Raw genomic sequence first — 6897 nt, 5'->3', positions numbered from 1 at the left:
CAAGCCTGCGGGGGCTTCCCGACAGTCTTTGTCTTTCCGGGACGGGACGGGCAGTCAAGGGTGGAGCGCAGCGACATCGCGAAGCGACGCGACGACGAAGGAGGAGCGCCCTTGACGGGCCGGCACGGCACGGAAGGACAGTGGACTGACGGGACGCCCCCGGACCCACCCCGACACCGCCCCACCCGGACACCGCCCCTCGGCTCCCGCCCCACCCCACCGACCCTGTCCCGCCCGTCCCCGCCCACAACTTCCCGCCCCACCCCACCGACCCCGACCCGCCCGGACGCCGCCCCCAACCCCGACCCCGACCCCAACCAGCGCAGCCCCACCCCTCGACCCCGACCCTCGGAGCCCCCATGCACCACTCCACCCCCGCCACCCCGACCAGCCCGCCCACGCCCACCCTCCACCCGCCCCGCCCCGCCGTTGCCGACGACATACCGGAGTTGGTCCGGCTTCGCGGGGTGGCTCTCGCCGCCCTCGGCGTGGATCCCGGGCCCCTCGATGCGGCCTGGCGGGGTGTCGCCCGTGGGTGGTTCCTGGAGCGGATCAGCGAACGCGCCGACGTGCACTGCCTGGTCGTCGGCGGAGCTCCCGGCGAGCCCCTGGTGGCCACCGGGATGGCCTGGATCACGTACCACCTGCCCAGTCCCCTGTGGACCGACGGGCGGCGCGGCTACCTCGACGGAATCGTCACCGACGAGGACGCGCGCGGGCAGGGCCACGGCCGGCGGATCGTCGACGGGCTCACCGCCTGGCTGAACGGCAACGGGATCCACTACATCCAGCTGCACGCCAGCCCCGACGGCGAGCCCGTGTACAGGGCGGCGGGATTCGTCCCGGGCCGCTACCCGGGAATGGACCTGTTCACCACCCCGCTCACCACCCCGCAGGACACCCCCCAGGACACCCTTCAGGACAATCCGCAGGACGCCCCGCGCGACTGACGGCCCTTCAGGAGCGCTCCAGCCGTCCCACCCGGCCCTTCTCCCCCGCGGCCCAACAGGAGCCGTCGGCCGCGCAGTCGACCGTGTCGAACGAGCCCGTCTGCAGCGGCCTCCAGCTCCTGCCGCCGTCCGTCGTCACGTCGGTGCCGGTCGGGCCCACCGCGAGGGCCGCGCCGCGCAGGTGCGGGAGCCAGGCCGCGCCGGAGCGGTAGGCGGGCGGCGGGGTCGGGGACGGCTGCCAGGTGCGCCCCGCGTCCGCCGACACCGCGGCGGCGTGCGGCGAGGCCTCGCCGGTGCGGTAGTCGCCGCCGACGGCGAGGCCGGTCGTACGGTCGCGGAAGGCCAGGGCGAAGACCCCCTTGGCGGCGTCGCCCGCCGGGATGCCCGATTCGGCGACGCGCCAGGTGCGACCGCGGTCCGCCGAGTGCAGGATCCGGGCCGACGCTCCGCCGCCCGTGGCCAGCCAGACGTCCCGCGATCCGGCGCTCACCAGGCACTGGCCGCTCGCGGCGAAGCCCGCCTCGCCCGGCAGGGCGTCCGGCATCCCCGCGCCCGGCAGTACCGTCCAGTTCCGGCCGCCGTCGTCCGTGGAAAGCATCCTGAACCTGCCGTCCACGGGGTCGCTCACGGCCAGCCCGTGCCGGGAGTCGAAGAAGGTGAGGCAGTCGTAGAAGGCCCGCGGGTCGGGGTTGCGGAAGGCCTCGGTCCACGTGGCGCCGCCGTCTTCGGTGCGCAGCACCCGCGACGCCTCGCCCTCGCCGATGGACAGGGCCACCGCGCGCCGCGCGTCGAAGGCCTCGATGTCGCGCAGCTCCAGGCCCTCCGCGACCGCTCCCGGCGGTGAGACGTCCCGCCAGCTGCGGCCGCCGTCGACGGTGCGCAGCACCGTGCCCTTGGACCCGGCGATCCAGGCCGTGGTGCGGCTGACGGCCGCCAGCCCGCGGAAGCGGACGTCCTTGCCGGTGTCCTTGACCGCCCAGCCCATGCCCCGTAAAGCGTGCACGTCCGCCGCGCCCGTCCCGGCCGTCCCTTCCGTGCCGTCCCTGCCGTCCGTCCCACCGTCCGCGTGGGCCGGGGCGGCCAGCAGACCCAGGGCCAGGACCGCCGCGCACATGCCAACTCCCAGAAGTCTCATGGCGCCGGAAGCTAATGCACCCCGGATTCGGCGTCCAGGGTGCGTCGGTGCCGCCGCGTTCCTAGGCTGAGGCCATGCCCTCCAAGGAACCCAAGGCCTACGACGGCAAGCGCATCACCGTCACCTACGACACCGGGCGGTGCCTGCACGCCGCCGAATGCGTGCGCGGTCTGCCCGAGGTGTTCGACTCGGGAAAGCGTCCGTGGGTGCAGCCGGACGGCGCCGAGCCGGAGCGGGTCGCCGAGGTGATCCGCCGGTGCCCCTCGGGCGCATTGCAGTACCGGCTCTCCGGGGAGGGGCCGGACGAGGAGCCGGACCGGCCGACCACGGTCGTCCGGTCGGCCGCCGGCCAGCTGGTGGTGCGCGGCGATCTGCGCGTGACGGCTCCCGACGGGAGCGTCCGGCGGGAGACCAGGGCGATGCTTTGCGCTTGTGGAGTGAGCGGGAACCAGCCGTTTTGTGATCACTCGGGAGCATGCGGCGCCGACTGAGTCCCCTGAGCCCACAGCCCTCACACCGTCACTCTGTGCGATCAAACGGACGCGTTCCAGCCAATCGGTGACACAGCTCACGTCGGTTCGCATGCACGGATTTGCCGATTCCCGCGTCTATCCGGTTGCCGGGTCCCACCCACGCCCGGCAGCAGATCCGCCGCAAGGGAGCGAGCCTTGATCACTGTTATCGAGCAGGCCGTAGAGGCCCGTCTGGTCGCCACCGCCCCGAAGGTCGAGACCGTGCCCGTCACGCTCTGCTACGACCGTGCGGATCCCTTCGCCGTGCGCATGGCCTTCCCGGCTCTCGCCACCCTCGAGGGCGTCGAGGTGTCGTGGACCTTTGCGCGCGAGCTCCTCGAATCGGGGCTGGACCGGCCGACGGGCTGGGGTGACGTGCGGGTGCGGCCGTACGACCTGGACCGGACGACGATCGAGTTCCACGCGCCCGAGGGCGTGGCGATCGTGCTGATGGTGACGGCCGAACTGCACCGGTTCCTGGACCGGGCCGCGGCGGTCGTGCCGCCGGGGCTGGAGCACCTGTACCTCGACATGGACCACAGCCTGGCCGAGCTGATGCGCGACCCCCACTGAGCGGGCCGCTTTTATTCGTTTGCGGGCGGCCCCCGGCCGCCCGTAGCTTCGTTGACGCCCCATTGCCGTCGAACGGAGCAGGACGTTGCTCTTCCGAGGTTGAGACACCGACCGGCCTTCCCTCACCCTTCCACGTGACCGTCCGTCGGTTGTCTCCCCGCGTTGCACGCACCACTCACGCAACCTGGAGGCCTCCATGAGTCATGCCCCTGTTTTCCTCACCTGCTCCGCCCTGTCCTTCGACTGGCCCGACGGCACTCCCGTCTTCGACGGCTTCCAGCTGGCGGTCGGTCCCGGCCGTACCGGCCTGATCGGGCTCAACGGCTGCGGCAAGTCCACCCTGCTGAAGCTCCTCGCGGGTGAACTGACCCCGTCCGACGGCCAGGTGGCCGTGGCCGGCACCATCGGCTACCTCCCGCAGAGCGTCACCCTCGACACCGCCCTGCGCGTCGACGAGGCGCTCGGCATCCGCGCCACCCGCGCCGCCCTGCACGCCATCGAGGCGGGCGAGGCGACCGAGGCCAACTTCGCCGCGGTCGGCGACGACTGGGACGTCGAGGAGCGGGCGCTGGCCACCCTCGACCAGCTCGGCCTCGCCCGGATCGGCCTGGACCGCACGGTCGGTGAACTGTCCGGCGGCGAATGCGTGTTGCTGCGCCTGGCGGCGCTGCTGCTCGCCCGGCCCGACGTCCTGCTGCTGGACGAGCCGACGAACAACCTGGACCTGCGGGCCCGGCGCCGCCTGTACGCGGCGATCGAGTCCTGGTCCGGGGTGATGGTCCTGGTCAGTCACGACCGGGAGCTTCTGGAGCGGGTCGACCAGATCGCCGACCTGCACGACGGCGAAGTCCGCTGGTACGGCGGGAACTTCACGGCGTACGAGGACCAGCTCGCCGCCGAGCAGGACGCGGCCGAGCGGATGGTCCGGGTCGCCGAGGCCGACGTGCAGCGGCAGAAACGCGAACTGTCCGACGCTCACGCCAAATTGGCGCGGCGCAAGCGGTACGGCCAGAAGATGAACGACCAGAAGCGCGAGCCGAAGATCGTCATGGGGGCCCGCAAGCGGGCGGCGCAGGAGTCGGCCGGCAAGCACCGCATCCTGCACACCGAGAAGCTCGCCCAGGCGAAGGAGCGTCTCGACCAGGCGGTGGAGGCCGTCCGGGACGACGACGAGATCCGGATCGAACTGCCCGCCACCCGGGTCCCTCCGGGTCGCCGGGTGCTGACCCTGAGCAATGTGCACTTGGCGCACGGCGCCAGGGCGGCGGGCGAGTGGGAGCTGCGAGGCCCGGAGCGGATCGCGCTGGTGGGCGGCAACGGTTCGGGCAAGACGACCCTGCTGCGCACGGTCGCGGGGCTGCTCGCGCCGGTCTCCGGGGAGGCGGTGACCCATGTGCCGACGCGGTTCCTGCCGCAGCGCCTGGACGTACTGGACGAGAGCCGTTCGGTGGTGGAGAACGTGGCGCGGTTCGCCCCGCACGCCTCGAACAACCTGATCCGGGCGCGGCTCGCGCACTTCCTGTTCCGGGGCGCCCGGGCGGACCGGCCGGCCGGCACCCTGTCGGGCGGCGAGCGGTTCCGGGCGGCACTGGCGGCGCTGCTGCTGGCGGAGCCGGCTCCGCAGCTGCTGATGCTGGACGAGCCGACGAACAACCTGGACCTGGCGAGTGTGCGGCAGTTGACGGGCGCACTGGAGTCCTACGAGGGCGCGCTGCTGGTGGCGAGCCACGACGTGCCGTTCCTGGAGTCGATCGGGATCACCCGGTGGCTGCTGCTCGACGGCGAGCTGAAGCCGACCACGGCCGAGGAGGTGCGGGCGGCGCTGTGGCACGAGTGACGGCACGGGCGACGGCGCGACCGCGGCGGCCGGCCGGACACCTCTAGGGGGCCGGCGGTAGCGGCAGCACGGCCCACGCCTTGGCGCCCCCCACGGGGCTGAGGACGGGGGTGAGTCCCCAGTCGCCGCCGCACGCGTCGACGGCGGCGGCGAGCAGCCACATCCCCCGGCTGCGCCGGCCGCGGCACTCCTCGCTCGCTTCGGGCGAGGAGTGCACCGGGTGCTGGTCGTAGAGCACGACGCGCAGGGCGTCGAACTGCCAGCGGACGTTCAGCAGCATCTCCTTCCCGGGGGTGAAGCGGTGGGCGCACGCGACGAGCTCGGAGGCGGCGAGGGCCGCGGTGTCGCAGAGGCAGGGCAGTCCGTGCCGGGTGAGCAGGGTCCGTACGCCGGAACGGGCACTGCCTGCGCCGTGCGCGTTGCCGGGCAGGCGTATCGAGTGGTTCAGCTTCGCCGCGTCGCGCGGGATCCGCCGGATCTCGCGGGCCGGTCGCAGGTCGCGGAGGGTGCCCGTCATCGTGCTGCTCCAGGATTTCGGGGTGCGTCGGGGCGGGCACGGGTTGCCCGCTGTGAGGCGTGCACTACCGACCGTAGCTCACCGCCCCGTGCGGCGCGCCGGACCCTTTCGCGCGGCCCCCGTCGTCAAGGCGGGCGTCGCGGGCCACCTACGGGCGTGACTTTCGCGAGGCCGGGCCCTGCTGACGCCCCCTCCAACTGCATAGATAACCGGACGTAACCGATCATATGAACGCCTGGGGCTTGGCTGGTACTCACGCTCCGCTTAACCTACGGATTCGTAGGCTACGGAACCGTAGGTACTTCGCTTTGTCCCCAGGAGCACCCGTATGACGATCACCTCTCCCCTCCTCGGCAGCTCGGAGGCGTGGACCGACGCCAAGCTGCTGTACGCGCTGGAAGAGGTGGTCGAGAAGGAGCTCAACCGCCATCTGAAGGTCACCAAGGACTGGATGCCCCACGAGTACGTCCCGTGGAGCGACGGCCGGAACTTCCCCGGCTTCTTCGAGGACGGCGAGGCCTGGGACCCGGAGCAGTCCAAGGTCACGGACATCGGCAAGATCGCGCTGGTCGTGAACCTGCTGACCGAGGACAACCTCCCCAGCTACCACCACGAGATCGCCACCCTCTTCGGCCGCAACGGCGCCTGGGGCACCTGGGTGCACCGCTGGACCGCCGAGGAGGGCCGCCACGGCATCGTGATGCGCGACTACCTGCTGGCCTCGCGCGCCGTGGACCCGGACAAGCTCGAAGCGTTCCGCATGCAGCACATGTCGGAGGGTTTCGAGTCCGACAACCGCCACTCGATGCTGCACTCGGTGGCGTACGTGGCCTTCCAGGAGCTCGCGACGCGCATCTCGCACCGCAACACCGGCCACCAGTCCGGTGACCCGGTCTGCGACCGGATGCTGGCCCGCATCGCGCAGGACGAGAACCTGCACATGATCTTCTACCGCAACCTGCTGGGCGCCGCGTTCGAGATCGCCCCGGACCTGACCATGCAGGCCGTGCGGGACGTCGTGGTCAACTTCCGGATGCCCGGACACGGCATGCCCGGCTTCGAGCGGATGGCCGCCCAGATGGCGATCGGCGGGGTGTACAACCTGCGGATCCACCACGACGACGTGCTGAGCCCCGTGATCCGTTTCCTGAAGATCATGGACATCGACGGTCTCGGCCCGGACGGCCGCAAGGCACAGGAGGAGCTGGGCCTGTTCATGGACGGCCTGGACTCCGAGGCCCGCAAGTTCGACGAGCGGCTGGCTGCCCGCGCGGCCCGCATCGCGGCACGCAAGGCCTGACCGGCCGCACCCTCACCCGTCGGCGCCCGCTCGGGCAGCCGGCTTCGAAACCCCGGCGGAGCCGTACTCCGCC

At 72.1% G+C, this 6897-nt stretch carries 7 protein-coding genes and 1 pseudogene; 6 read left to right on the top strand and 2 right to left on the bottom strand.

What is annotated here, in order from left to right; translation table 11 throughout:
* Positions 1-359: 359 nt before the first annotated feature.
* On the top strand, positions 360-950 hold the full coding sequence (locus tag ACIPK4_RS35660; RefSeq protein ID WP_402320852.1) for a GNAT family N-acetyltransferase: 591 nt from the start codon (positions 360-362) through the stop codon (positions 948-950).
* A 7-nt stretch (positions 951-957) separates the two neighbouring features.
* Here the strand turns inward: ACIPK4_RS35660 and ACIPK4_RS35655 are convergent, their stop codons facing one another.
* Positions 958-2085 carry a WD40/YVTN/BNR-like repeat-containing protein gene (locus ACIPK4_RS35655; protein WP_402320849.1) on the bottom strand — a complete coding sequence of 376 codons (1128 nt, stop codon included), beginning with the start codon at positions 2083-2085 and terminating at the stop codon, positions 958-960.
* Between the two features lie 74 nt (positions 2086-2159).
* Between ACIPK4_RS35655 and ACIPK4_RS35650 the strand changes: the two genes are divergently transcribed.
* From ACIPK4_RS35650 to ACIPK4_RS35635, 4 genes and pseudogenes are all read left to right on the top strand, one after another.
* The gene (locus ACIPK4_RS35650; RefSeq protein ID WP_402320845.1) at positions 2160-2576 is read left to right on the top strand and encodes a (4Fe-4S)-binding protein; all 417 of its coding nucleotides are present in this window, start codon (positions 2160-2162) and stop codon (positions 2574-2576) included.
* A gap of 177 nt (positions 2577-2753) precedes the next feature.
* Positions 2754-3170, top strand: coding sequence for an SsgA family sporulation/cell division regulator (locus tag ACIPK4_RS35645; RefSeq protein ID WP_402320842.1), 417 nt, complete (start codon positions 2754-2756; stop codon positions 3168-3170).
* 196 nt (positions 3171-3366) lie between these two features.
* Positions 3367-3960, top strand: a pseudogene (locus ACIPK4_RS35640) (ATP-binding cassette domain-containing protein); the annotation flags it as partial.
* The gene (locus tag ACIPK4_RS35635; RefSeq protein WP_402320865.1) at positions 3946-5007 is read left to right on the top strand and encodes an ATP-binding cassette domain-containing protein; all 1062 of its coding nucleotides are present in this window, start codon (positions 3946-3948) and stop codon (positions 5005-5007) included. The pseudogene ACIPK4_RS35640 and the gene ACIPK4_RS35635, both read left to right, overlap by 15 nt.
* Before the next feature lie 43 nt (positions 5008-5050).
* Here ACIPK4_RS35635 and ACIPK4_RS35630 read toward each other — a convergent pair whose 3' ends face one another.
* A complete protein-coding gene (locus tag ACIPK4_RS35630) occupies positions 5051-5524 on the bottom strand; it encodes an ATP-binding protein (protein WP_402320839.1) in 474 nt (157 codons plus the stop codon).
* 328 nt (positions 5525-5852) lie between these two features.
* Between ACIPK4_RS35630 and ACIPK4_RS35625 the strand changes: the two genes are divergently transcribed.
* Positions 5853-6824: an acyl-ACP desaturase gene (locus tag ACIPK4_RS35625; RefSeq protein ID WP_402320836.1), complete on the top strand. Its 972-nt coding sequence runs from the start codon at positions 5853-5855 to the stop codon at positions 6822-6824.
* Positions 6825-6897: the final 73 nt, after the last annotated feature.

Source organism: Streptomyces sp. NPDC086989, assembly GCF_044745505.1.
Classification (GTDB): domain Bacteria; phylum Actinomycetota; class Actinomycetes; order Streptomycetales; family Streptomycetaceae; genus Streptomyces.
Note: the sequence above shows the minus strand (reverse complement) of the source record. Positions and strands in the feature narration are given on the sequence as shown.

Bases quoted from the DNA above. Each gene is read 5' to 3' on its own strand.
- ACIPK4_RS35660 (WP_402320852.1), top strand. From the start codon at position 360: ATGCACCACTCCACCCCCGCCACCCCGACCAGCCCGCCCACGCCCACC.
- ACIPK4_RS35625 (WP_402320836.1), top strand. From the start codon at position 5,853: ATGACGATCACCTCTCCCCTCCTCGGCAGCTCGGAGGCGTGGACCGAC.
- ACIPK4_RS35655 (WP_402320849.1), bottom strand. From the start codon at position 2,085: ATGAGACTTCTGGGAGTTGGCATGTGCGCGGCGGTCCTGGCCCTGGGT.
- ACIPK4_RS35650 (WP_402320845.1), top strand. From the start codon at position 2,160: ATGCCCTCCAAGGAACCCAAGGCCTACGACGGCAAGCGCATCACCGTC.
- ACIPK4_RS35630 (WP_402320839.1), bottom strand. From the start codon at position 5,524: ATGACGGGCACCCTCCGCGACCTGCGACCGGCCCGCGAGATCCGGCGG.
- ACIPK4_RS35635 (WP_402320865.1), top strand. From the start codon at position 3,946: ATGGTCCTGGTCAGTCACGACCGGGAGCTTCTGGAGCGGGTCGACCAG.